This is a genomic window from Nocardioides perillae, from assembly GCF_013409425.1.
Lineage (GTDB): Bacteria > Actinomycetota > Actinomycetes > Propionibacteriales > Nocardioidaceae > Nocardioides > Nocardioides perillae.
Genome location: NZ_JACCAC010000001.1, coordinates 2,070,869 through 2,093,583 on the forward strand (window position 1 = coordinate 2,070,869; position 22,715 = coordinate 2,093,583).

The 22,715-nt window shown below is 75.4% G+C and carries 21 protein-coding genes and 1 other RNA gene; 14 read left to right on the plus strand and 8 right to left on the minus strand.

Annotation, left to right across the window (positions count from 1 at the left end; all coding sequences use genetic code 11):
• The first annotated feature begins 4 nt into the window (after positions 1–4).
• A complete protein-coding gene (locus BJ989_RS09590; RefSeq protein WP_179518010.1) occupies positions 5–889 on the plus strand; it encodes a protein kinase domain-containing protein in 885 nt (294 codons plus the stop codon).
• A 120-nt stretch (positions 890–1,009) separates the two neighbouring features.
• Here BJ989_RS09590 and BJ989_RS09595 read toward each other — a convergent pair whose 3' ends face one another.
• From BJ989_RS09595 to BJ989_RS09605, 3 genes are read right to left on the minus strand one after another with little or no spacing between them, the layout of a single operon-like run.
• Positions 1,010–1,690, minus strand: a complete 681-nt coding sequence (locus BJ989_RS09595) for a response regulator (RefSeq protein WP_179518011.1) — start codon at positions 1,688–1,690, stop codon at positions 1,010–1,012.
• The gene (locus BJ989_RS18755) at positions 1,675–3,339 is read right to left on the minus strand and encodes an ATP-binding protein (protein WP_179518012.1); all 1,665 of its coding nucleotides are present in this window, start codon (positions 3,337–3,339) and stop codon (positions 1,675–1,677) included. The genes BJ989_RS09595 and BJ989_RS18755 overlap by 16 nt, the downstream gene beginning before the upstream one ends.
• 6 nt (positions 3,340–3,345) lie before the next feature.
• The gene (locus BJ989_RS09605; protein WP_179518013.1) at positions 3,346–3,843 is read right to left on the minus strand and encodes a hypothetical protein; all 498 of its coding nucleotides are present in this window, start codon (positions 3,841–3,843) and stop codon (positions 3,346–3,348) included.
• A 109-nt stretch (positions 3,844–3,952) separates the two neighbouring features.
• On the opposite strand from BJ989_RS09605, the gene BJ989_RS09610 reads away from it, so the two are divergent.
• Genes BJ989_RS09610 through BJ989_RS09625 form a run of 4 tightly spaced genes read left to right on the plus strand, consistent with a single transcriptional unit; the run spans position 3,953 to position 8,686 of the window.
• Positions 3,953–5,509: an AMP-binding protein gene (locus tag BJ989_RS09610; RefSeq protein ID WP_179518014.1), complete on the plus strand. Its 1,557-nt coding sequence runs from the start codon at positions 3,953–3,955 to the stop codon at positions 5,507–5,509.
• Positions 5,510–5,519: 10 nt separating this feature from the next.
• A complete protein-coding gene (locus tag BJ989_RS09615) occupies positions 5,520–6,680 on the plus strand; it encodes a Nif3-like dinuclear metal center hexameric protein (RefSeq protein ID WP_179518015.1) in 1,161 nt (386 codons plus the stop codon).
• A 60-nt stretch (positions 6,681–6,740) separates the two neighbouring features.
• Positions 6,741–7,481 carry a CT398-like coiled coil hairpin domain-containing protein gene (locus BJ989_RS09620; RefSeq protein ID WP_179518016.1) on the plus strand — a complete coding sequence of 247 codons (741 nt, stop codon included), beginning with the start codon at positions 6,741–6,743 and terminating at the stop codon, positions 7,479–7,481.
• Positions 7,478–8,686: a bifunctional RNase H/acid phosphatase gene (locus tag BJ989_RS09625; protein ID WP_179518017.1), complete on the plus strand. Its 1,209-nt coding sequence runs from the start codon at positions 7,478–7,480 to the stop codon at positions 8,684–8,686. Before BJ989_RS09620 ends, BJ989_RS09625 begins: the two co-directional genes overlap by 4 nt.
• Before the next feature lie 92 nt (positions 8,687–8,778).
• Here BJ989_RS09625 and yaaA read toward each other — a convergent pair whose 3' ends face one another.
• Positions 8,779–9,558 (minus strand): peroxide stress protein YaaA, encoded by a 780-nt coding sequence (gene yaaA, locus BJ989_RS09630; protein WP_179518018.1) that lies wholly within the window; start codon positions 9,556–9,558, stop codon positions 8,779–8,781.
• A gap of 41 nt (positions 9,559–9,599) precedes the next feature.
• On the opposite strand from yaaA, the gene BJ989_RS09635 reads away from it, so the two are divergent.
• Positions 9,600–11,090 carry a ribonuclease catalytic domain-containing protein gene (locus tag BJ989_RS09635; protein WP_179518019.1) on the plus strand — a complete coding sequence of 497 codons (1,491 nt, stop codon included), beginning with the start codon at positions 9,600–9,602 and terminating at the stop codon, positions 11,088–11,090.
• Between the two features lie 15 nt (positions 11,091–11,105).
• On the opposite strand, the gene rnpB is transcribed toward BJ989_RS09635, so the two are convergent.
• An RNA gene (gene rnpB / locus BJ989_RS09640) (RNase P RNA component class A) lies at positions 11,106–11,509 on the minus strand.
• Positions 11,510–11,560: 51 nt separating this feature from the next.
• Here rnpB and BJ989_RS09645 point away from each other — a divergent pair.
• Entirely contained in the window at positions 11,561–12,079 is a 519-nt protein-coding gene (locus tag BJ989_RS09645) for a tetratricopeptide repeat protein (protein WP_343049229.1), read from the plus strand.
• Positions 12,080–12,094: 15 nt separating this feature from the next.
• Here the strand turns inward: BJ989_RS09645 and map are convergent, their stop codons facing one another.
• Entirely contained in the window at positions 12,095–12,964 is an 870-nt protein-coding gene (gene map / locus BJ989_RS09650) for a type I methionyl aminopeptidase (RefSeq protein WP_179518020.1), read from the minus strand.
• A 24-nt stretch (positions 12,965–12,988) separates the two neighbouring features.
• Between map and BJ989_RS09655 the strand changes: the two genes are divergently transcribed.
• Both BJ989_RS09655 and BJ989_RS09660 read left to right on the plus strand, forming a co-directional pair.
• On the plus strand, positions 12,989–13,207 hold the full coding sequence (locus tag BJ989_RS09655) for a hypothetical protein (protein WP_179518021.1): 219 nt from the start codon (positions 12,989–12,991) through the stop codon (positions 13,205–13,207).
• Positions 13,204–13,500: a hypothetical protein gene (locus tag BJ989_RS09660; RefSeq protein ID WP_246283423.1), complete on the plus strand. Its 297-nt coding sequence runs from the start codon at positions 13,204–13,206 to the stop codon at positions 13,498–13,500. Before BJ989_RS09655 ends, BJ989_RS09660 begins: the two co-directional genes overlap by 4 nt.
• 42 nt (positions 13,501–13,542) lie before the next feature.
• Here the strand turns inward: BJ989_RS09660 and BJ989_RS09665 are convergent, their stop codons facing one another.
• Complete coding sequence (locus tag BJ989_RS09665) at positions 13,543–14,757, minus strand: PQQ-dependent sugar dehydrogenase (protein WP_179518022.1); 1,215 nt, start codon at positions 14,755–14,757, stop codon at positions 13,543–13,545.
• A 105-nt stretch (positions 14,758–14,862) separates the two neighbouring features.
• Here BJ989_RS09665 and BJ989_RS09670 point away from each other — a divergent pair, with 105 nt between their 5' ends.
• Positions 14,863–16,434 carry an LVIVD repeat-containing protein gene (locus BJ989_RS09670; protein ID WP_179518023.1) on the plus strand — a complete coding sequence of 524 codons (1,572 nt, stop codon included), beginning with the start codon at positions 14,863–14,865 and terminating at the stop codon, positions 16,432–16,434.
• Here the strand turns inward: BJ989_RS09670 and panB are convergent.
• Positions 16,380–17,237 carry a 3-methyl-2-oxobutanoate hydroxymethyltransferase gene (panB, locus tag BJ989_RS09675; protein ID WP_246283424.1) on the minus strand — a complete coding sequence of 286 codons (858 nt, stop codon included), beginning with the start codon at positions 17,235–17,237 and terminating at the stop codon, positions 16,380–16,382. The two genes, BJ989_RS09670 and panB, sit on opposite strands and share 55 nt — an antisense overlap.
• A 205-nt stretch (positions 17,238–17,442) precedes the next feature.
• On the opposite strand from panB, the gene BJ989_RS09680 reads away from it, so the two are divergent.
• The 4 genes from BJ989_RS09680 (at position 17,443) to BJ989_RS09695 (ending at position 22,516) form a co-directional block, all read left to right on the plus strand.
• Entirely contained in the window at positions 17,443–19,482 is a 2,040-nt protein-coding gene (locus BJ989_RS09680; protein ID WP_179518025.1) for an NAD(+) synthase, read from the plus strand.
• A gap of 168 nt (positions 19,483–19,650) precedes the next feature.
• Positions 19,651–20,040, plus strand: coding sequence for a hypothetical protein (locus BJ989_RS09685; protein ID WP_179518026.1), 390 nt, complete (start codon positions 19,651–19,653; stop codon positions 20,038–20,040).
• 74 nt (positions 20,041–20,114) lie between these two features.
• The gene (locus tag BJ989_RS09690; RefSeq protein WP_179518027.1) at positions 20,115–20,498 is read left to right on the plus strand and encodes a hypothetical protein; all 384 of its coding nucleotides are present in this window, start codon (positions 20,115–20,117) and stop codon (positions 20,496–20,498) included.
• 419 nt (positions 20,499–20,917) lie between these two features.
• A complete protein-coding gene (locus tag BJ989_RS09695) occupies positions 20,918–22,516 on the plus strand; it encodes an HNH endonuclease signature motif containing protein (protein WP_179518028.1) in 1,599 nt (532 codons plus the stop codon).
• Positions 22,517–22,715 lie beyond the last annotated feature (199 nt).

Here is a 22,715-nt window from a genome sequence, read left to right on the forward strand (position 1 = left end):
CGGAGTGCCCGACTCCTGGCGCCTCGCCGAGGGTGACGAGCTGGCCCCCGAGCTGACCGCGGTGCGGCTGCTCGGGGGCGGCTCCGCCTACGAGGCCTACCTCTGCTTCGACGAGCTGACCTTCGTGCCGGTCGTCGTGAAGGTGCTGCGACCCTCGCAGGTCGACGACCCGTCCGCGCTGCGCGGGCTTCGACGCGAGGTGCGCGCGCTCACCGACGTCGACCACCCCGTGGTGGTCCGCGGGCTGCGCTACGACCTCGCCCACGAGCGGCCCTACGTCGTGCTCGAGAACTGCGACGGCCCGCGGCTGTCGTCGCTGGTGCGGCGCTACGGACCGCTGCAGGAGCAGCAGTACCTCCCGCTCGCGATCGACGTCGCCGCGGCGCTGCACTACTGCGGGCGCATCGGCTACGTGCACCTCGACGTCAAGCCGTCGAACGTCATCATGGGCGCCCCCGCGCGCCTCATCGACCTCTCGGTCGCGCGCACCGTCGAGGAGGCCGCCGACCTGCGCGCGCTCATCGGCACCGACGCCTACATGGCGCCCGAGCAGTGCGACCCGCAGGGCGCCTGGGGCGTCCCCGGGCCGGCCAGCGACGTGTGGGGCCTCGGCGCGACGGTCTGGGAAGCCGTCAGCGGCGCCCGGCCCTTCCGCGACGGCGACCCCGACGCGCCCGACGCCGAGGTGGCCCGGCGCTTCCCGCAGACCGTCGAGGACCCCCGGCCGCTCCCCGGCCGCGTGCCCGGTGCCGTGGCGGAGGTCCTCACCGCCTGCCTGCAGCGCGACCCTGCCGCCCGACCACAGCCAGCCGAGGTGTCCGAGGCCCTCGAGCCGGTGCTCACCGGCCTGCCGCGCGGTCGCCTCGCCGGCTTCCGGGTGCGCGGCTGAGCCACCGGCCCTGGGTTGCAGGAGTCACCGGCTGACCGGTGACTCCTGCACCTGTGCCCCGAGTCCTCGGGCCACCAGTGCGGGAGTCACCGGTCGACCGGTGACTCCGACGAGGGCGGTTCAGGGGACGAAGCGGTAACCGACGCCCCGGACGGTGGCGATGCGGTCGGCGCCGACCTTCTTGCGCAGGTAGCCGACGTAGACGTCGACGACGTTGGAGCCGGGGTCGAAGTCGTAGCCCCAGGCGTGGTCGAGCAGCTGCTCGCGGCTGAGCACCTGACCGGGGTTGAGCAGGAAGATCTCCGCGAGCGCGAACTCGCGCGCCGACAGGTCGTGCTCGACCCCGCCGACGCTGGCGCGGCGGGTGCGCAGGTCGAGGCGCACGCCACCGGCCTCGAGCGCGTCGTCCTGCCACCCGCCCGGCCCGCTCGCCGCCTCGGCGGCCTGCCGCAGCCGCAGCCGCACCCGGGCGAGCAGCTCGGCGAAGCGGAACGGCTTCGGCACGTAGTCGTCGGCGCCGCCCTCGAGCGCGGAGACCGTGTCGGTCACCGAGTCGCGGGCGGTGAGCACGATGACCGGCACCTTCGAGCCCTGCGAGCGCAGCTGGTCGAGCACCGCGAAGCCGTCGAGGCCGGGCAGCCCGATGTCGAGCACCACCAGGTCGTGCTCGCCCCGCAGCGCGACGTCGAGGGCTTCGCGCCCGTCGCCGACCACGGTCGTCAGGTGACCCTCCGCGCGCATGCCCTTGTCGAGGAAGGAGGCGATGCGCTGCTCGTCCTCGACGATCAGGATGCGGGCCACGGGGAGTCCTCTCGGTCGGGGTCAGAGGCAGGTACGGCGGGCAGGGCGCGGGTGGGCTCGTCGTCGGCGGCGTCGAGCGCGGCGGGAGAGGTGACGGTGCGGGGTGCCGGCGCCCGGTCGGCCGGCTCCCGCGCGGGCGCCGGCGGGTCACCGGGTCGCACGAGGGGCACCCGCACGACGAAGCGGGCGCCGCGCGGCACCGCGTCCTCCACGTGCGCCGTCCCGCCGTGCGCCTCCGCGATGGCCCGCACGATCGACAGGCCGAGCCCGAAGCCCTCGTCGCCGCGCGGGACGACGCTGCGCCCGAAGCGGTCGAAGATGCGCTCGCGGTCGGCCGCCGGGACGCCACGGCCCTCGTCGCGCACCCACAGCTCCACGTGGCGCTCTGCCACGCGTGAGCCGACCTCGACCCGCGACCCGGGCTCGGTGTGCTTGACGGCGTTGTCGGCGAGCTGCAGGAGGGCTTGGGTGATGCGCTGCTCGTCGAGCACCGCGACGGTGTCCGCGACCTCCGGCACCGCCCAGTCGCGCTCCCCCAGGGCGGACGCCTTGGCGTGCACGGCGCGGGTGAGGGCGCCGATGTCGACCGGCGCCGGCGCGAGGAAGTCGGGGCGTTGGCTCTTCGCCAGCAGGATCAGGTCACCGACGAGGCGCGCCATCCGGTCGACCTCGTCGAGCAGCAGGTCGCGGGTCTCGGCCACCTCGGCCGCGTCGTCGGGGTCGAGCAGCTCGAGGTGGCCGCGCAGCACGGTCAGGGGCGTCTTCAGCTCGTGGCCGGCGTCGTCGAGGAAGCGGCGCTGGTCGCCGAAGCCGGACTCCAGCCGGTCGAGCATCCCGTTGAAGGTGCGCGAGAGCGCCGTGACGTCGTCGCGGCCAGACCCGGTCTCGGGGATGCGGCGGGTGAGGTCGGAGGTCGAGATCTCGGCGGCCGTCGCCCGGAGCGCCCGCAGCGGCGCGAGCAGCCGGCCCGACTGCAGGGCCGCCACGAGCGTCAGCAGCCCGAGCGAGAGCAGCGAGACGATCGCGTAGGTCTGCATCGTGCGCCGCAGCTCGCTGTGCTCGTCGAGCAGGAAGTTGACGATCACCAGCGTGCCCTCGACCTCGGTGCTGGCCCCGCGCTGCACGGGCACGGCGGTCACCCACACCTCGCCGTACGGCGTGTCCTCCAGCACGCGGGTGCCGCCGCTGGCCAGCAAGCCCGCGACCGTGTCCTCGAACGCCGGGAGCTCCAGGATCTCGCTGCCGTAGCGGTTGCGGGTGCGCAGGTCGCGGGAGTCCTCCTCGGCCGCCTGCGAGCTCTCGCGGAGCTGGTCTCCGGCGTACCAGATGAGCAGCTCGTCGTCGTCGGGCACGTTGCGGGTCAAGAAGACCTCGAGCAGCCGGTTGGGGTCGTCGATCGGCCCGCCGGTGTCGGGGTCGACGGCGCTCGCCTGGAAGGCGCGCAGCTCGGCGACCTCCTGGTCGACCTGCGCGGTGACGTCGGACTCGATGCGCGAGGACTCCAGGGCGTAGACCAGCACCCCGGCCCCGGCGAGGGCCAGGGTGCTGAGCAGCGCGGCGGTGACGGTGATGCGGGTGCGGACCGTCAGCCGGGTGCGGCTCGCCGCGCCGCGCTCGGCCACCCCGCCTCCGGTCGGGGTGCTGCTCACCGGCGCTCAGTCGTCATCGTCGTCACCGGAGTCGTCGGCGTCGTCGTCCGCGTCGTCGTCGGTGCCGCCCCGGTCGTCCCGGTCGTCGTCCAGGTCCTCGCGGTCGTCGTCGCGGTCGGGCGCGAGGCGGGTCGGGGACGGGGTCACCACACGGACGCCGTCGCCGCGGTCCTCGTCGCGGTCGGCACCGCCGGCACCGGCCGTGCCACGGTCGTCCTCCCGGTCGTCCCGGTCGTCGTCCAGGTCGTCGCGACCGTCCTCGACGGCGTCCTCCCCCCCGTCGTCCTGGTCGTCGTCCCGATCGCGCGGTGGGCGGGTCGGGTCGGGCCGCGGGGTGCGCGACGGCGCCGGGGAGCCGGAGGGGGAGGCGGGGGCGTCGCGGAGCACGACGGGCTCGCGCGGGGTGGGTGCCGGCGCCTGCGCGCCCGCCAGCGTGCCGGCGACGTACCCCCCGATGGGGAGCAGCACCGCGACGGAGAGGAGGAGCTTCAGCCACGTGCTCATGACCCCACGATGGTGCCCGACGGTGGGGAGGTCGTGAGACCACCGTGAGAGGTCTCTCATCCCGTGGGACCTCGCGGCTAGGGTGGCGACCCCGTGTGAAGGAGGCCACATGTTCGTCCCGTTCAGCGTCAGCGACTTCCTCGACCGCGCCGAGAAGGTCTACCCCGCCCGCACGGGCGCGGTGGACGAGCCGGAGCAGCCGGCGCCCTCGCTGGGCACGCTCACCTACGCCGACGTGGCGGCGCTCGCCCGGCGCCAGGCCGCGCGTCTCGACGAGCTCGGGCTCGAGGTGGGCGACCGGGTCGCGGTGGTCTCGCACAACAGCGCCCGCCTGCTCACCTCGTTCTTCGGCGTCTGCGGGTCCGGGCGCGTGCTCGTGCCGGTGAACTTCCGGCTGCGGCCCGACGAGGTGCGCTACATCGTCGAGCACTCCGGCGCCCGGGTGCTGCTGGTCGACCCTGAGCTCGACGAGGCGCTCGCCGACGTCACGGCCGAGCACCGCTTCGTGCTCGGCGACGACGCCGCGCTCTACGCCGCGGCCCCGGAGGAGGGCGGGCCGGACCCGCGACCGTGGGAGCCCGACGAGTCGGCGACGGCGTGCATCAACTACACCTCTGGCACGACCGCCCGGCCGAAGGGCGTGCAGATCACCCACCGCAACGTGTGGGTCAACGCGGTCACCTTCGCGATGCACGCCGGCGTGACCGACCGCGACGTCTACCTCCACACCCTGCCGATGTTCCACGCCAACGGCTGGGGCATGCCGTTCGCGATGACGGGGCTCGGCGTGCCGCAGGTGGTGCTGCGCAAGGTCGACGGCGCCGAGATCCTGCGCCGCGTGGAGGAGCACGGCGTCACCGTGATGTGCGCCGCGCCGGCCGTCGTGGCGGCCGTGCTCGAGGCCGCGCAGTCGTGGGAGGGAGAGGTGCCCGGGCGCGACCGGGTGCGCATCATCGTCGCCGGCGCCCCGCCGCCGACCCGCACGGTCGCCCGCGTCGAGGAGGAGCTCGGGTGGGAGTTCATCCAGATCTACGGCCTCACCGAGACCTCGCCGCTGCTGACCATCAACCGCGGCCGGGCCGAGTGGGACGACCTGCCCGCGGAGGAGCGCGCCCAGCGGCTCGTGCGGGCGGGGGCCCCTGCCCTCGGCGTGCGCCTGCGCATCGACGACTCACCCGAGGGCGCGGGGGAGGTGCTCGCCCGCTCCAACGTGGTGCTCGAGGGCTACTGGCAGCAGCCGGAGGAGACCGAGCGGGCACTGGCCGGAGGGTGGTTCCACACCGGTGACGGCGGCACGATCGGCGACGACGGCTACCTCACGATCAACGACCGCAAGAAGGACGTGATCATCACCGGCGGCGAGAACGTCTCCTCGATCGAGGTCGAGGACGTCCTCTTCTCGCACCCCGCCGTGGCCGAGGTGGCGGTGATCGGGGTGCCCGACGAGAAGTGGGGCGAGACCATCAAGGCGCTCGTGGTCCTCGCGCCGGGCGAGGAGGTCTCGGAGGCCGACCTGATCGCGTGGTGCAAGCAGAAGGCCGCGGGCTACAAGGCGCCGACGTCGGTGGAGTTCCGCGACGAGCTGGCGCGCACGGCCACCGGCAAGCTGCAGAAGTTCAAGCTGCGCGCCCCCTACTGGGAGGGGCGCGAGCGGCAGGTCAACTAGCCTGCCCGACATGGCTGCCCCTGACGCGCCCGTCGGCCCCGCCCTGCGCGAGGTCGTCGACCTCGTCCACGGGTGGTACCCGCCCGGCACGGCCGAGGCCTGGGACGCCGTCGGGCTGGTGGCGGGGGACCCGGCCACGCCGGTGCGCAAGGTGCTGCTGGCGGTCGACCCGGCGCCGACGGTCGCCGAGGAGGCCGCCGACTGGGGCGCCGACCTGCTCGTCGTCCACCACCCGCTGCTGCTGAGGCCGGTGCACGGCGTCGCGGCGACCACGCCGAAGGGGCGCACCCTCGCCACCCTCACGGCGGCCGGGTGCGCGCTGCTCACCGCCCACACCAACGCCGACCAGGCCGAGGGCGGCGTCTCGGAGTCGCTCGCGGTGGCCCTGGGGCTGCGCGACCTCGAGCCGCTGCTGCCTGCGCCGCTGCCCGCTCTCGACCAGGTCGTCGTGCACGTGCCGAGCGCTGACGCCGACGCCCTGCGCCGGGTGCTGGCCGACGCCGGCGCCGGCGCCCTGGGCGACTACGCCGACTGCTCCTTCAGCGTCGCCGGGGAGGGCCGCTTCCGGCCGCTGCCCGGTGCGAGCCCCGCGATCGGCGAGGTGGGGGTGCCGGAGCGGGTCTCGGAGACCCGCGTGGAGGTGGTCGTGCCGCGCTCGCGGCGCACCGCGGTGGTGCGCGCGCTGCTGGCCGCCCACCCCTACGAGGAGCCGTCGTACGCCGTGCTCGAGCTCGCCGACCCGGGCACGGGTGCGACCGGCACGGGCAGGGTCGGCACCGTCGCCGCCAGCTCGCTGCGCGCCTTCGCCGAGCGGGTCGCCGCCGCGCTGCCGGCCACGGCCCACGGGGTGCGGGTGGCGGGCGACCCTGACCGCGAGGTGCGTCGGGTGGCCGTCTGCGGCGGGGCGGGGGACTTCCTGCTCGACCGGCTGCGCGGGGCCGACGTGGACGTCTACGTCACCAGCGACCTGCGGCACCACCCCGCCTCGGAGTTCCGCGAGTGGGACGGCCCGGCGCTCGTCGACGTCGCCCACTGGGCCGCGGAGTGGACGTGGCTCCCGGTGCTGCAGCAGCGGCTGCGCCGGGCGCTCGCGCCGCGGGGCGAGGGCGGGGATACGGTGGAGGTCCGGGTCAGCACGCGCTGCACCGATCCCTGGCAGTTCCGGGCCTGAGGCGCTCTCGGCCCGAGCCACCGCCCTGCCATCCGCCCGAGCACGCCGAGGAGACCACCGGTGAAGGCCGCCCCCAACGACCAGCTCGCGCTGCTCGACCTCCAGCAGGTCGACGCCCGGCTCGACCAGCTGCGCCACCAGCGCCGCTCGCTGCCCGAGCTGGCCGAGATCGCCGCCCTCGAGACCGAGCGCCGCGCGGTCGACGACCGGCGCCGCGACGCGCAGATCCGCGTCGACGACCTGACGCTGGAGCAGCGCCGGGCCGACCAGGACGTCGAGCAGGTCAAGGCCCGCCGCCAGCGCGACCGCGACCGGATGGAGCGGGGGCTCGTCACCAACCCCAAGGACCTCGAGCGGATGCAGCACGAGCTGGTGTCGCTCGAGCGCCGCATCGCCACGCTCGAGGACGCCGAGCTCGAGGTCATGGAGCAGCTGGAGGAGGCCCTGGCGCAGCTGGCCCGCCTCACCGAGGAGCTGGCCGCGATCGACGTGCGCCTCGACGACCTGCGCGCCGCCCGCGACGAGAAGGTCGGCGCGCTCGACGCCGAGGCCGGCACGGTGGAGGCCCAGCGCGGACCGCTCGTCGAGCGCCTGCCCGCCGACCTCGTCGCGCTCTACGACCGGCTGCGCGAGCAGAAGGGGAGCGGCGCCGCGGAGCTGCGGGGCCGCGCCTGCGGCGGCTGCCGGCTCACCCTCGACCACCTCGAGCTGGGGCGCATCAAGGCGCTGCCGGTCGACGAGGTCGTCCGGTGCGAGGAGTGCTCGCGGATCCTCGTCCGCACCCCCGAGTCCGGGCTGTGACCGGCTCGGCGACCCCGTCCCGGGTGGTCGTCGAGGCCGACGGCGGCTCGCGCGGCAACCCCGGCCCCGCGGCGTACGGCGCGCTGCTGCGCGACGCGGACACCGGCGCGTTGATCGCCGAGGACGGCGCCACCCTCGGGGTCGCCACCAACAACGTCGCGGAGTACTCCGGCCTGCTCGCCGGCCTGCGGCTCGCTCGTGACCACGCGCCGGGCGCGGTGGTCGAGGTGCGGATGGACAGCAAGCTCGTGGTCGAGCAGATGTCGGGGCGCTGGAAGATCAAGCACCCCGACATGCGGCCGCTCGCGCTCGAGGCACGCGAGCTCGCGCCGCCGGGCACGACGTACACGTGGGTCCCTCGGGCGCAGAACGCGCACGCCGACCGGCTGGCCAACGAGGCCCTCGACGGGGTCGCGGAGGGGGTGCGACTGCCCGGCGGAACCGCCGTCGGCGGCGTGGGGCGCGCACCGGACCCGACGCGGGGCGGCGACGAGGCACAGCCGGCGTCGGCGCAGGCGCAGCAGCGCGGGTGGTCGCCCGCGGGCGGGCCGCCGACCACGCTGGTCCTGGTGCGCCACGGGGTCACCGCGCACACCCAGGCCAAGCGCTTCTCGGGCGGCCTCGGCGGGGCGGACCCCGCGCTGAGCGACGAGGGGCGCGCGCAGGTGCGCGCCGTCGGGGAGTGGCTCGCGCCGCTGGCGGACCGGGTCGACGCGGTGCTGACCTCGCCCGTGCGCCGCACGGTCGAGTCGGCCGAGGTGCTCGCGGCGCTGCTCGGTGACCACGAGGTGGTGCCGGAGCCGGGGTTCGCGGAGATGGAGTTCGGCCGCTGGGACGGCCTGACCTTCGCGGAGGTGCGCGAGCGCGACCCCGAGGCGCTCGACGCCTGGCTCGCCGCGACCGACGTGCCGCCGCCCGGCGGGGAGTCCTTCGCCGAGGTGCGCGAGCGGGTCGCAGCGGCACTGGAGCGGGTGCTGCGCGGGCACGCCGGGCGCACCGTCGTCGTCGCCAGCCACGTCACGCCGATCAAGGTGCTCGTCGCCCAGGCGCTCGGTGCGCCCCTCGAGGCGCTCTACCGCATGGAGCTGGCGCCGGCCTCGGTGACGGTGATCGCCTACCACCCCGACCCCGACGCCCCCGCCGAGCCCGTGCCGGGCCACCGGCCGTCGCTCCGGCTCTTCAACGGGCGGGCTACCGCGCTCTGAGCGCCCCGCCGACGGTGCAATTGCTGGGTTGTGGCCCGGTTACGCGCGAGTAACCGGGCGACAACCCAGCAATTGACCGCTGCAGCGGCGGGTCAGACCTCGGTGACGACGACGTCGAGCTGGGTGCCCTTCGGGCCCGCGTCGCCCACCTCGACGTGCCACCCGAGGTCGCGCAGCACGTCGGCGAGGGCGGCAGGCGTGCGCGGCGCCCGCCCGTCCTCGAGCAGGGCGCGGACGAGGCGGCCCTTCGTCGCCTTGTTGAAGTGGCTGACCACCTTGCGGGTGCCGCCGTGCTCGTGCAGCACGCGCACGGTCGCCACACGCGGCGCGAGGTCGGCCGGCGGGCGCCAGAACGCCGCGTAGGTGCCGGAGCGCAGGTCGACCAGCAGACCGCGGCCCAGCGCCGCGGTGACGGCCTCGCCGAGGTGCGCGCGCCACAGCCCCGCGACGGGGCCGAGGCCGGGCAGCGCGACGTCGCCGGCGAGGCGGTACGCCGGGATGCGGTCGGCGAGCCGCACCAGGCCGAAGACCGACGAGGTCACCGCGACCCGTGTCGCCGCGCGTCGGCGGGCGGCGGGGGAGAGGGAGGCGGCGTCGAGGGCGTCGTACAGCACCCCGGTGTAGACGCGGTCGGCGCGGGCCGTGGGTGCGCTGCGCAGGTGCGCGTTGGCGGCGACGAGGTCGTGCTGGCCGGCCCCGACACCGAGCACGGCCGCGGCGTCGGCGACGTCGCCGGCGCACAGCGCGGTGAGCGCGTCGAGCACCTGCGTGCGCGGCTCGCGCAGCGTCGGCGCGACGAGGCCGTCGAGGTCGAGGGGGGAGCCGCGACGCGGCGCGGTCTTGCCCTCGCTGGGCGGCAGCAGGATCAGCACGGGAGAAGGCTAGGAGGCCGTCCGTGGCTAGGGTGACCCGCATGACGCAGGCAGGGCTCGACCGGCAGGTGCACGGGGTGCGCGCGCACCTGCGAGGCGACGGTGGCGCGCTCGCCGCCGAGCTGCAGGCGGGCCTCGCCCGCCTGCACGCCGACCTCGGCCTGCCCGACGGCTTCGCGCCCGACGTCGTGGCCGCGGCGGAGCGCGCGACGGTCGCGCCGCGCCTCCCGGAGCTCGACCGCACCGACCTGCCCTTCCTCACGATCGACCCCGAGGGCGCCCGCGACCTCGACCAGGCGCTGCACCTCGAGCGGGCCGGCGACGGCTACCGGGTCCACTACGCGATCGCCGACGTCGCCGCCTTCGTCACCGCCGGCGACCCGGTCGACCAGGAGGCGCAACACCGCGGCGAGACGCTCTACGGCGCCGGGTCGAAGGTGCCGCTGCACCCACCCGCGATCTCCGAGGGCGCGGGCTCGCTGCTCGTCGACCAGGTGCGGCCGGCGCTGCTGTGGACCATCGACGTGGACGCCGAGGGCGAGGGCACGCGGGCCCACGTCGAGCGCGCACTGGTGCGCTCCCGGGCGCAGCTGACCTACGACCAAGCCCAGGAAGTGGTCGACGGGACCGCCGACCACGGCCTCGCCCCCGAGCTGCGTGACGCGCTCGGCCTGCTGCGCGAGGTCGGCACCCTCCGCCTGGCACGGGAGGCGGCACGCGGCGGCGTCTCGCTGCCTCTGCCCGAGCAGGAGGTCGACGTGCGCGGCGAGGCGTGGCACCTCGAGTTCCGCGCCCGGCTGCCCGTCGAGGACTGGAACGCGCAGATCTCCCTGTTGACGGGCTTCGCCGCGGCCTCGCTCATGGTCTACGCCCGCGTCGGCATCCTGCGCACCCTGCCGCCGCCGGACCCGCGCGACGTGCGGCGCCTGCACCGCACCGCCCGGGCGCTGGGCATCGCGTGGCCCGCCGAGCAGCTCTACCCCGACTTCGTGCGCTCGCTGGACCCGACCGTGCCCGCCCACGCCGCGATGGTCGTGGCCTGCACCCGGCTGCTGCGCGGCAGCGGCTACGTCGCCTTCGACGGCGAGCTGCCCGAGCAGCCCCAACACGCGGGTCTGGCCTCGGAGTACGCCCACGTCACGGCCCCGCTGCGCCGGCTGGTCGACCGCTACGGGCTCGAGGTGTGCGTCGCGCTGTGCGCGGACGAGCCCGTGCCCGCGTGGGTGCTGGACGCGCTGCCGGGACTGCCCGCGACCATGCGGGAGTCGGGCCGACGCGCGAACCAGTACGAGAGCGGCGTGCTGGACGTCGCCGAGGCAGGTGCGCTCGCCGGGCACGTCGGGGCCGAGCTGCAGGCGGTCGTGGTCGAAGTCGACGACGACGACCCGAGGCGCGGTGAGGTGCGGCTCGTCGACCCGGCCGTCGAGGCGCGCGTGCGCGGCGCGCAGCCGCTCCCGCTGGGCGAGGAGGTCCGGGTGCGGGTGGTCTCGGTCGACGTCGTCGGCGGACGCGTCGAGCTCGAGGCCTCCTGAGCGGGAGCCCGGGTGCGGACGGGCTGGCTCGTAGGCCGGGTTCTGTTCCCCGACCGGCCTCACGACCGGTCGGCTGGCGACCATCCATCTAGGGCTGCCGTCGCCGACAGCCTCGTGCGGTCCACCCGCGAGCTCGGGCGGGCCGCCCTCGAACGCTCGCGCACCGCGACCGGGGTCGCGGCTTCTTGACCTTGCTCCAGGTGGGGTTTGCCGAGCCGCTCCGGTCACCCGGAGCGCTGGTGGTCTCTTGCACCACCGTTTCACCCTTGCCGCCCGGCCCCGGAGGGTCGGGAGGCGGTCTGTTCTCTGTGGCACTGTCCCGCGGGTCACCCCGGGTGGGCGTTGCCCACCACCCTGCCCTGTGGAGCCCGGACCTTCCTCGGCCCGCCGCAGCGGGACGCGGTCGCCCGGCCAGCCCGTCCGCGGAGCCAGGATAGGGAACAGCGACCCCCGCGCGCACGTTGACCGCGGTGGAGGACGAGATGACCGACGAGCAGCACACCCCCGACCGCACCCACGGCGAGGCCCCCGAGGCCCCCGAGACCCCCGAGGCTGTCGTGGGGAGCGCCGAGCCGCCCGTGCGCCTCACCGCGCCGGTGCTGCGCTTCCCCGGCGGGCCCGGCAGCGGAGACCTGTCGCGCGCCTTCCGCGAGGCCCACGACCTGCTGAGCCGCAGCGCCCCTCGTGAGGCGCTCGAGGTGCTCGGGCCGGCCCTGGCCCAGGAGCCGGGCAACACCGGGCTGCGCACGCTGCGCGCCTGGGCCTTCCTGCTGCGCGCGCAGCTCGCGCGCGCCGAGGAGGAGCTGCGGGCACTCGTGGAGGAGAACCCGGGCGACGACTGGGTGCGCCACGCCCTCGGGCGCACGCTGGAGCGCCAGTCGCGCTACGCCGAGGCGCTGCCGCACCTGCGCCTGGCGGCGGCGATGACCGGCGACCCGGAGCACGAGTACGACGTGCTGCGCGTCGAGCGGCTGGCCTCCGGGGTCTGAGGGCCCGGCGGCCCGTCAGGGGAGGGTCAGCACCTCGGCCCCGGCCAGGGTGACCACCAGCGTGTGCTCGAACTGCGCGCTGGGTCGGCGGTCGCGGGTCACGACGGTCCAGCCGTCGTCCCACATCTCCCACTCGTGCGTGCCCAGGTTGAGCATCGGCTCGATGGTGAAGGTGGTGCCGACCTCGAGCACCTCGTCGGCCTCGGGGTCGTCGTAGTGGGGCACGACGAGGCCGGAGTGGAAGGCCGTGCCGATGCCGTGGCCGGTGAACTCGCGCACCACCCCGTAGCCGAACCGCCGGGCCCAGGACTCGATGACCCGCCCCACGACGTTGAGCCGCCGCCCGGGCCTGACTGCCCGGATCGCGCGGTCGAGCGCCTCGCGGGTGCGCTCGACGAGCAGCCGCACCTCCTCGTCGACGTCGCCGGCGAGGAACGTGGCGTTGGTGTCGCCGTGGACCCCGTCGAGGTAGGCGGTGACGTCGATGTTGACGACGTCGCCGTCCTGCACGACGCGGTCGTCGGGGATGCCGTGGCAGACGACCTCGTTGACGCTCGAGCACAGCGACTTGGGGAAGCCGCGGTAGCCCAGCGTCGAGGGGTAGGCACCGTGGTCGCAGAGGAACTCGTGCCCGATCCGGTCGAGCTCGTCGGTGGTGACGCCGGGTGCGACGTGGGAGCCGACCAGGTCGCGAGCCTGCGCTGCGAGGCGCCCGGCCACGCGCATCCGCGCGATCGTCTCCTCGTCCTGCACGTGGCTGCCGGTGTACGTCGCGGGCGCCGGCCGGTCGACGTACTCCGGGCGGGGGATCGACGCCGGCACGGGGCGGCGCGGCGACACGCGCCCCGGCGTCACGGGTGAGGCGGTGGGCCTGGCAGCCGGCATGGCGGCGAGTGTAGTTTCGCGGCCATGAGCAGCAGCGGGGAGCCCGAGGAGTTCTGGTTCTGCCTCAAGCACCACCGCGTCGAGGGGCGCGAGGGCTGCCGCAGCGCCGACCGGTTGGGTCCCTACGCGACCGAGGCCGAGGCCGCCCGGGCGCTCGAGCGGGTGCAGGAGCGCAACGAGGCGTGGCAGGCCCAGGACGAGGAGTGGGACGAGACCGGCCCGGCCGGCGAGGACCGCGGTTGAGCGACCCGCTCGCAGCGCCGCCCCCCGGCGCCGGCGGCCGGAGCGGCCCCGCCGCACCCGCGTCGCCGTGGTCCTTCGCGGGGATGGTCGGCCTGGCGGCCGTGCTCTTCCTCGACGTGGCCAGCGTGACCTTCCTGCCCGGGTGGGCGGTGGTCGCGCTCGTGGTGGTGTGGGTCGTGCTCCTCGTGCAGGCGTGCCGGTGGTTCGTGCGGCGCCCGCGCGGTGTCGCCGCGCTGGCCGGGGCCGGTCTCGCGGCGTGGGTCGTCGCCTGGCTCGCCGTGGTCCTCGGCTGAGCCCGACCCCCGGCGAGGCGCGGAGCGGGGCGAGGCGACCGGTCAGCGGCGCGGGCTGACCCGCAGCACCGCGTCGCCCTCGCCGTTGGCGGTGGTGATCAGCAGGTCCCCGTTGGGCGCGGTGGTCACCGAGCGCAGCCGCCCGTCCTGCTGCAGCGCCTCGGGTGCGCGGGTCCACAGCAGCCGCCCGCGCCGGTCGAACTTCATGAAGACCACGCGCGAGCCCTTCAGCGCGGCGACGGCGAGCGCCCCGTCGTAACGGCCCCAGCGCTGCCCGCGGACCCACGCGGCGCCGGACGCCGCGATCGTGGGCGAGCCCGAGCGCCAGCGGGCCTGCTGCTGGGGGCCCGGCAGGGACGTGTCGGTCATCGGCACGCTCTCGTCGTAGCCCGGGCCCGGGTCCCAGCCGTAGTTGCCGCCCCTCACCAGCCGGTTGACCTCGTCGTCGCGGTTCGAGCCGTGCTCGACCGACCACAGCGTGCCGTCGGCGCGCTGGGCCAGCCCCTGGACGTTGCGGTGGCCGTAGGTGAAGACGTAGCGCCGCTCGCGGTCGGGATGCTCGGCCCACGGGTTGCCCGGCCAGGGCGCGCCCGTCGTGCGCACCAGGCGCAGCACCTTGCCCGCCAGCGACCCGCGGTCCTGCGGGTTGCGCTCGTCGGCCGCGTCGCCGGTGCCGACGAGCAGCGAGCCGTCGCGCGCGATCATCAGGCGGCACCCGCCGTGGCGTCCGCTGGTGGTCGGGATGCCGGCCAGGAGGGTGCGCACCTTCGTCGCCCGGGTCAGCGCCTCGTCGAGGCGCCAGGCGACGACGCGCACGTCGGTGCCGCCACCCTGCCGGAAGCCGCCCTGGCAGGTGTAGACGCGGCGGTTGCTGCGGAAGCCCGGGTCGACCTCGAGCGACATCAGCCCGGTCTCGCCCGACGACCACACCTCGGAGGAGGGGAAGCGCAGCGCGCGCGTGCCGCGGCGGTCCGCGACGAGCAGTCGCCGGGTCTCGCGCTCGGTGACGAGCAGCGCGCCCCCGGGCAGCTGCTGCACGTCCCAGGGCTGGGTCAGGCCGCGCACCGGCCGGCGCACCTGCAGGGCGGGCAGGGCGGTGGCCCGGGGCGCGACGGAACGGCCCTGCGTCGGCCCGTCCTCGGGGGCGGCACCGGCGCCGTCGCTGGGGTCCCCGGCCGTGGCGCAGGCCGGTGCCAGGAGCACGACGGCGACGGCGGAGGCCAGACCGGCCCGGAGCGAGCGGGGGCGACTGCGCATGACGCCACGGTACGCCGCGTGACCCAGGTCGCTCAGGCTCGTTGCAGGAGCAGGGCCCCACCCGTGAGCCACCCGCCTCGCGGGCCCCCACACCTCGGAGGACGCATGCGCGCACGACCCACCCGCCGTCGACCGGCCACCACCTCGGGCGCGGCGGTCGCCCTCGCGCTCGGGCTCGGCTTGGCGCTCGGGCTCGGGCCGGCCCCGGCGCTGGCCCACGAGGGCGACGGCGACGTCGCCACCAACACCCGCGGCGCGCGGGTCGCCACGGCCGGCACGGGTGAGCGGATGAGCTTCGTGGCCAACCTGCAGTACGACCGCAGCGGCGAGGCGCAGCAGGGCTCCGACATCGAGTTCGCCCGCATCGGCGGCCGCGACTACGCCCTCGCGGGGACCCTGGGCAAGGGCCTGCAGATCATCGACGTCACGCGGCCGCGCACGCCGAAGCGGGTCGCGGTCTTCGACTGCGACATCTCCCAGGGCGACGTGCAGGTGTGGCGCCACCGCCACCGCGTGCTGGCCAGCTACACCGCCGACGGCTCCGTCGGGGCGGCGGGCGCCGCCTCGCAGTGCGGCCAGGACCTCGAGCTCGCAGCCGACGACGCCGGCACGGTGATCCTCGACCTCACCGTCCCCTCGCGTCCGCGGAGCGTCAGCTGGATCTCGGTGCCCGAGGGCTCGCACAACATGACGATCCACCCGAGCGGGCGCTACCTCTACAACTCCAACTCCGACCTCCTGACCACGGGCGCCGAGCCGGAGGTGGCGATCTTCGACGTCTCCGTGCCCAGCCGGCCGCGCAAGGTCCAGGACTACCGCCTGCCGTTCGTGCCGACGTCGCTCGGCTCGGAGTCGCACGACGTCACCTTCGACCGCACCGGCGACCGGGCCTACGTCGCGGCGCTGTCGCAGACGCTGGTGCTCGACACGAGCGACCCGGCCCGGCCGCGGCAGGTCGGGCAGATCGTCGACCCCGCGGTCAACGTCGTGCACCAGGCCGACCCGTTCTCGGTGCGCCGCGCCGACGGCTCGTGGCGGCGGCTGCTCATCGTCACCGACGAGCGGGCGGGCGCCGCGGCGAGCCTCGAGTGCCCCGGTGGGGGTCTGCACGTCTACGACGTCACCGGCGGCCTCGAGCGCAACCCGGTCAAGCTGGGGGCCTGGTTCATCGACGCCTTCACGGTCCAGGACGGCGCGACCTGCACCTCCCACGTGCTCCGGGTCTACCCGCAGCAGCAGATGCTGACCATCGCGTGGTACGCCCAGGGCGTGCGCGTCCTCGACATCTCCGGGCTCGCCACGGCCACCGGCGGGCCGACCACGCTCGCCTTCGGTGACGGCATCGGCATGCGCGAGGTCGGCAGCTTCGCCTTCGCCGACTCCGACACCTGGTCGTTCAAGACCAACCGGATCAACCGCGACGGGTCCTTCTTCGGCTACGGCAACGACCTCGTCCGCGGCTTCGACGTCTACCGCTTCCGCGGCCTCGCCGACCGTCGGGTGCCGGCCCTCGTGCCCCGCGACCTGCGCCCGCCGAAGCCGCGCCGCACCACGGCCGCGGCCCTGGCACCGGTCGCGGTGCTGGTGCCGTCGGCCGCGGTGGCGCTGTGGCTGCGCCGGCGTCAGAAGGTGTGCTCGGGCCCCGGGAAGGTGCCGGCCCGCACGTCGTCGGCGTAGGCCCGGGCAGCACCGGCCAGGGTGCCGCGCAGGTCGGCGTACTGCTTGACGAAGCGCGGCATCCGGCCGGTGCGCAGGCCGAAGGCGTCCTGCCACACCAGCACCTGGCCGTCGCAGCCGACGCCGGCGCCGATCCCGATGGTGGGGATCGCGAGCTCCTGGCTGACCTGCGTCGCGACGTCGCCGGGCACCATCTCCATGACGACCGCGAAGGCGCCCGCCTCCTGCACCGCGTGGGCGTCGCGCAGCACCCGCTCCGCCGACTCGCCGCGGCCCTGCACCCGGTAGCCACCGAGGGTGTGCTCGGACTGCGGGGTGAAGCCGATGTGCGCGCAGACCGGGATCCCGCCGCGGGTCAGCCGCTCGACGACCGGTGCCATCTCGGCGCCGCCCTCGAGCTTGACGGCGTGGGCACCGCCCTCCTTCATGAAGCGGGCGGCGGTGAGGTAGGCCTGCTCGGGCGAGGCCTGGTAGCTGCCGAACGGCAGGTCGCCGAGCACCATCGCCCGACGCGCGGAGCGGGCGACGGCGCGGGTGAGGGGGAGCAGCTCGTCGACGGTGACCGGCAGGGAGGTCTCGTTGCCGTAGACGTTGTTCGACGCGCTGTCGCCGACGAGGAGGACGTCGATGCCCGCCTCGTCGAAGACCTCGGCGGTGTACATGTCGTAGCTGGTGAGCATCGTGATGCGCTCGCCGCGCTGCTTCATCTCGGCCAGGTGGTGGGTGCGCACGCGCCGGACGGTCACGCTGCCGCCCGTGCCGCTGCCCGCGCTGCCGCCGTAGGGCGGGGGCTGCTCGCTCATGGGTGCTCCTCTGCTCATCTCGCGGCTCCCTGCTGGAGTCCACGGACGTCTCCGAGGCTAGAGCGCCCGACGCGGGGGCGGACAGGTGCGGCGGTGGTGGCGCGCGTCACCCGCAGGCGGCGGGCGGCGGAGGGCACGGCGTACGCCGTGGGGGCACCCTGCTGGGCGGGTCCTCGGTCCGCGGCGCCAGCCCTAGGGTGGCGGCGTGGACTTCTACTCCGCCTACGCCCACGGCTTCGCCCGCGTCGCCGCCTGCACCGTGCCGGTGCGCGTGGCCGACCCGGCGGCCAACCTGCGCGCGGTGCTCGCCGAGGCGCGGGCCTGCCACGACGACGCGGTCGCGGTCGCGGTCTTCCCCGAGCTGTGCCTGAGCGGCTACTCCGCGGAGGACCTCTTCCTGCAGGACCCGCTGCTCGACGGCGTGCTGGCCGCGGTCGAGGAGCTCGTCGCCGCGTCGGTCGACCTCGCGCCCGTGCTCGTGGTCGGTGCCCCGCTGGCCCACGGCAACCGGGTGCTGAACTGCGCGGTGGTCGTGCACCGCGGCGTCGTGCTGGGCGTCGCGCCGAAGTCCTACCTCCCGACCTACCGCGAGTTCTACGAGCGGCGGTGGTTCGCCCCGGGTGACGACGTGCGCGGCACGACCACGCTGGCCGGTCAGGAGGTGCCGATCGGACCCGACCTGCTCTTCGAGGCCGCCGACGTGCGCGGGCTGACGCTCCACGTCGAGGTCTGCGAGGACATGTGGGTGCCGGTCCCGCCCAGCGCCGAGGCCGCGCTGGCGGGGGCGACGGTGCTCGCGAACCTCTCCGGCAGCCCGATCACCGTGGGACGGGCCGACGACCGGTCGCTGCTGGCGCAGTCGGCCTCGAGCAGGTGCCAGGCCGCCTACGTGTACGCCGCGGCGGGTCAGGGCGAGTCGACCACCGACCTGTCGTGGGACGGCCAGACCATGGTCTGGGAGAAGGGCGAGCTGCTCGCCGAGACCGAGCGCTTCCCCGACGGGCCGCGCCGCTCGGTCGCCGACGTCGACCTCGACCGGCTGCGGCTCGAGCGGCTGCGCACCGGCACCTTCGACGACAACGCCCGCGCGGTGCTGGGGGAGCGGGGCGTGGAGTTCCGCCGGGTGGTCTTCGAGCTCGACCCGCCGACCGGCGACGTGGGGCTGCGCCGCAAGGTCGACCGCTTCCCCTTCGTGCCCGACGACGCCGCCCGGCTGGCGCAGGACTGCTACGAGGCCTACAACATCCAGGTCTCGGGCCTCGAGCAGCGGCTGACCTCGATCGGGCAGCCCAAGGTCGTCATCGGCGTCTCCGGCGGCCTGGACTCCACGCACGCGCTGATCGTGGCGGCGAAGGCGATGGACCGCCTCGGCCGGCCGCGCTCGGACATCCTCGCCTTCACCCTGCCGGGCTTCGCGACCGGTGACACGACGAAGTCCTACGCCACCCGGCTCTCGCAGGGCCTCGGCGTGACCTTCGAGGAGATCGACATCAAGCCGGCGGCCGGGCAGATGCTCGCCGACCTCGGCCACCCCTACGCCCGGGGCGAGGAGGTCTACGACGTCACCTTCGAGAACGTCCAGGCCGGCCTGCGCACCGACTACCTCTTCCGCCTGGCCAACCACCGCGGCGGCATCGTGCTGGGCACGGGGGACCTGTCCGAGCTGGCGCTCGGCTGGTGCACCTACGGCGTGGGCGACCAGATGTCGCACTACACCGTGAACTCCGGGGTGCCGAAGACGCTCGTGCAGCACCTCATCCGCTGGGTGGCCGACTCCGACCAGCTCGGCAGCGACGTCGGCGCGCTGCTGCACGAGATCGTCGGGCAGGAGATCACGCCCGAGCTGGTGCCGACGCGGGAGGACGAGCTGCCGCAGAGCACCGAGTCCTCGGTCGGGCCCTATGCCCTGCAGGACTTCACGCTGTGGCACGTGCTGCGCTACGGCATGGCGCCGAGCCGCATCGCCTTCCTCGCCTGGCACGCCTGGTCCGACGCCGAGCGCGGCAGCTGGCCCGCGGGCTACCCCGAGGACGCGCGGCCGGAGTTCGACCTCGCCACGATCCGGTCCTGGCTCGAGGTGTTCGTGGAGCGGTTCTTCGCGAGCCAGTTCAAGCGGTCCGCGCTGCCCAACGGGCCGAAGGTCTCCGCCGGCGGCACGCTGTCGCCCCGCGGCGACTGGCGCATGCCCTCCGACGCCAGCGCCGCCGCCTGGCTCGCCGACCTCGCGCGGGTGCCGCAGGGCTGAGGACGGCGCCCCTCGGGGCCGGCGGGTGCGGTGGGGCTGTCGGTGCGATGGGTGCGGTGCGGGTCTTGGCCGCGCCTTGACCTGCGGCTGGGACGGGGTTGGCCGACCTCGCGGCACGGTGCTCCTGACGGCCCGCACCGGCGGGCCCCGACCCAGGAGGCACCACCCGTGAAGCGCACCTCACTCATCGCCCTCGTCACCGGCGCCGTCGTCGTGGCCGGCGGCGTCACCGCCGGCGCGGTCGCCCTCACCGGCGACGACGAGGTCGGCGAGCGCGGCAGCTGCGCCGCCACCACCCACGAGCTCACCGTCGAGCGCGACGACGACACCGGCGGGCTGGAGGTCGGCTTCGAGCTGCAGTCGGCCGGGCCCGGTGAGGTCTGGAGCATCGACGTCCGCCAGGGCGACGCCCAGCTCTTCGCCGGCGAGCGCACGACCGACGAGGACGGCGAGGTCGACCTCGACCTGCCCGCCGCCGAGCGCGACGGCGACCTCTTCACCGTCGAGTACGCCGCACCCGACGCCGGCGAGCCGTGCACCGTCACGGTGCGCCGCTGATCCCAACCGCTCCGCGGTCCGGCCGTCCGGCCGTCCCGCTGTCCTGCTGTCCCACCTGTCCTGAGGAGATCCCGATGTCCCGCACCGCTGTGCTCACGTCCCTGTCCGCCGCTGCCGTCCTCGCGGCCGGCACCACCCTCGCCACAGCCGTCCCCGCGGCCGGCGACACCGAGCGCACGGCCCGCTGCGGCGGTGCCCTCGCCTCGCTGTCCGTCGACCGCGAGGACGGCGCGCTCGAGGTCGACGCCGACGTCGACGGCGCCCGCCCCGGCAGCCGCTGGCGCGTCGTCCTGCGCCACGAGGGACGCGTCGTCGCCGACCGCGTGCTGCGTGCCGACCGGGAGGGCGAGCTCGACCTCGACCGGGTGCGCCCCGACACCCCCGGCCGCGACACCTTCCGGCTCACGGTCGACCGCCGGGGCCCCGCCGACCCGTGCAGCGTGCGCGTCGTCGTCTGACCGTCCCGACCCAGCGGCCCGGTGCCCGGCACCGGGCCGCTGCGCTGGTCGAGCAGCGAGCCGTGGCGAGCGTGTCGAGACCCGGTGCGCTTCCCGCCGACCTGAGGTCGAGGGGTCGCGCGCTGCGCTCGCGTCGAGGGGTCGCGCGTTGCGCTCGCGTCGAGGGGTCGCGCGCTGGGCTCGGGTCGAGGGGTCGCGCGCTGGGCTCGGGTCGAGGGGTCGCGCGCTGCTCATCCGTCGAGGGGTCGCGCGCTGGGGCAGTCGGGTGGTCGAGGAGGCCCCGCCGGGGCCGTCTCGAGACCGGAGTCCAGGCGGGCTGCGGGCCACTGGTCGTGCACAGGTCGACGGGCCTGGATCCGTTGTCCACAGCCGGATCCGAGCCGCCGGTGAGTGTCGGTGGTGGCTGCTTGACTCCTCTCATGACCACCAGCCCGGCACCCGAGCTCGACACCGCGATCGCGGTGCTCGACCGTGCCGGCGAGGCGGTCTTGGCGCAGCGTCGTTGGGATGCGGAGCTGATGCGGGCTGCGTGTGCGTGGGCGGATCTACACCCCGCCGACGCGCTCGATGCGGCGACGGTGGCCGGCACCTACGGCGACACCGCCCTGCGGGTGGCTGGGGCCTGGGCGCCGGGGGTGACGGAGTTCGCGGTGGCGGAGTTCGCGTCCCGGTTGGGGCGTTCCACTGTCTCGGGTGCCGCCTACCTCGGCCAAGCCCTGGTGTGCCGCCACCTCCTGCCCCGGCTGTGGGACGCGGTGCAGGCGCATCGGGTCGACGGGTGGCGCGCCCGCCTCGTCGCCTGCATGGTCCTCGGCAGAGACCTCACCCCCGAAGCAGCCGGGTGGGTGGACCGCCACGTGACGCCCGTGGCGCAGACCATCGGCGCCACCACCCTGGAGCGCCTGGTCGCGGAGGCGTTGGCGCGGTTCATGCCCGATGAGGCGGAGCTCGCTCAGGCCGAGGCCCGCGAGCGGCGCCGGTTCGAGATCCACCTCGACGGCCGCCCCGGCGATGACCTGACGGGGACGGTGGACGCGAGTGGGTGTTTCGACCTGCCCGACGGGATCACCATCCACGACGCCGTCACCGAGGAGAAGCAGCGGCTGCGTGCCCTGGGCGCTACGGCTGAGTCGGGGCCGTTGTCGGCACAGGCCCTGCTGAACCTCGTGGTGCGGGGTTCCGACGGCGCGTCGGCGCAGGGCACCCTCGAGCTGGTGACCGTGGACGGGGGTCGAGCAGCGGGCCCTGGCGAGTGTGTCGAGACCCCCGAGCCCGGGGCACCGCAGCCCGGCTCGCCGGGCCGGTCTGGCTCTCGGCAGCGGCGCTACTTGCTGCACCTGCACCTGTCCGACGCGGTGCTGCGCTCCTCGATGTTCCCTGGTCGGCTGGCTGCCGGGGACGGGGCGGTGGGACGGGTGAAGGAGACCCGGGCACCGGTGTCGGCGACCGCGATCCGCGACTGGCTCACCACCGCCGGCATCGACGGGGTCGCGCCCCACGTGACGGTGCTGCCGGTGCTCGACCTCGCCGAGGCGGTGCACACCGAGGCCTACGAGGTCCCACGCCGCCTGGCCCACCACAGCGCTCTGACGCACCTGACGTGCGTGTTCCCGTGGTGCGGCCGCGCGGCCCGCAGGTGCGACCACGACCACGCCGTCCCCTACGACCCCGCCGTCCCGGATGCGGGTGGGCCGACCTGTTCCTGCAACATCGCGCCGCTGTGCCGGCCGCACCACCGGTTGAAGACCCACGGCCACGCCGCCACCAGGTGGACCCTCACACCCGCAGGCGCCGGCGCATGGCTGTGGAAGTCACCGCACGGGGCGCACTACCTGCGCGACCACACCGGCACCCGACCCCTCGATGGGCCACTCGAAGGGCCCCTCGCCCACCACACCGCACCACCCGGTGGTGGACCAGCGCCCCCGGACTGCGGACCGGCCTACAACACCGGGCCGCCGCGCGATGGCGACCCGCCGCACCACGACCACACCGGGCCGCCCGCACCCGCGGACTGACGCCACGCGCGTGCGTCGCCCGGGTCTCGACACGGGCCTGGCGGCCCTGCTCGACCAAAGAACAGGGGCGTCCGGTCCTCTTCAGCCATCTGTTCGACGACAGCCCGCACCCCGACACCGGGGTGACGGGCTCGTCGTGCTGCCCCGAGCACCGCGACCGCCCGGGGCGGGGTCTCGACACGCGCCCGGCGGCCCCGCA

Bases quoted from the DNA above. Each gene is read 5' to 3' on its own strand.
- BJ989_RS09605 (WP_179518013.1), bottom strand. From the start codon at position 3,843: ATGAGCACGTGGCTGAAGCTCCTCCTCTCCGTCGCGGTGCTGCTCCCC.
- BJ989_RS09610 (WP_179518014.1), top strand. From the start codon at position 3,953: ATGTTCGTCCCGTTCAGCGTCAGCGACTTCCTCGACCGCGCCGAGAAG.
- BJ989_RS09615 (WP_179518015.1), top strand. From the start codon at position 5,520: ATGGCTGCCCCTGACGCGCCCGTCGGCCCCGCCCTGCGCGAGGTCGTC.
- BJ989_RS09635 (WP_179518019.1), top strand. From the start codon at position 9,600: ATGACGCAGGCAGGGCTCGACCGGCAGGTGCACGGGGTGCGCGCGCAC.
- map (WP_179518020.1), bottom strand. From the start codon at position 12,964: ATGCCGGCTGCCAGGCCCACCGCCTCACCCGTGACGCCGGGGCGCGTG.
- BJ989_RS09655 (WP_179518021.1), top strand. From the start codon at position 12,989: ATGAGCAGCAGCGGGGAGCCCGAGGAGTTCTGGTTCTGCCTCAAGCAC.
- BJ989_RS09665 (WP_179518022.1), bottom strand. From the start codon at position 14,757: ATGCGCAGTCGCCCCCGCTCGCTCCGGGCCGGTCTGGCCTCCGCCGTC.
- BJ989_RS09670 (WP_179518023.1), top strand. From the start codon at position 14,863: ATGCGCGCACGACCCACCCGCCGTCGACCGGCCACCACCTCGGGCGCG.
- panB (WP_246283424.1), bottom strand. From the start codon at position 17,237: ATGAGCGAGCAGCCCCCGCCCTACGGCGGCAGCGCGGGCAGCGGCACG.
- BJ989_RS09690 (WP_179518027.1), top strand. From the start codon at position 20,115: ATGTCCCGCACCGCTGTGCTCACGTCCCTGTCCGCCGCTGCCGTCCTC.
- BJ989_RS09695 (WP_179518028.1), top strand. From the start codon at position 20,918: ATGACCACCAGCCCGGCACCCGAGCTCGACACCGCGATCGCGGTGCTC.